This window comes from Streptomyces sp. NRRL F-525 (assembly GCF_000716605.1).
Classification (GTDB): Bacteria; Actinomycetota; Actinomycetes; order Streptomycetales; family Streptomycetaceae; genus Streptomyces.
The window spans coordinates 1-281 of sequence record NZ_JNXE01000220.1 but is presented as its reverse complement, the minus strand read 5'-3'; the positions used below and the strand labels follow the sequence as shown (position 1 = coordinate 281).

Here is a 281-nt window from a genome sequence, read left to right as displayed (position 1 = left end):
TACAAAGGAAGCGTCCGTTCCTTGAGAACTCAACAGCGTGCCAAAAATCAACGCCAGATATGTTGATACCCCGTCTCCAAACATCTTCTGATGGTTGGGGCGAGGTTCCTTTGAAGAAATACATACAGCGAGGACGCTGTGAACGGTCGGGCTTATTCCGCCTGACTGTTCCGCTCTCGTGATGTGTGGTCCCGATTACGGGAAAACATTCACGGAGAGTTTGATCCTGGCTCAGGACGAACGCTGGCGGCGTGCTTAACACATGCAAGTCGAACGATGAA

Annotated in this window: 1 rRNA gene; it reads left to right on the top strand. The window is 51.2% G+C overall.

The features are described from left to right. Positions 1-208: 208 nt before the first annotated feature. A 16S ribosomal RNA gene (locus OO69_RS48610) occupies positions 209-281 on the top strand; the annotation flags it as partial.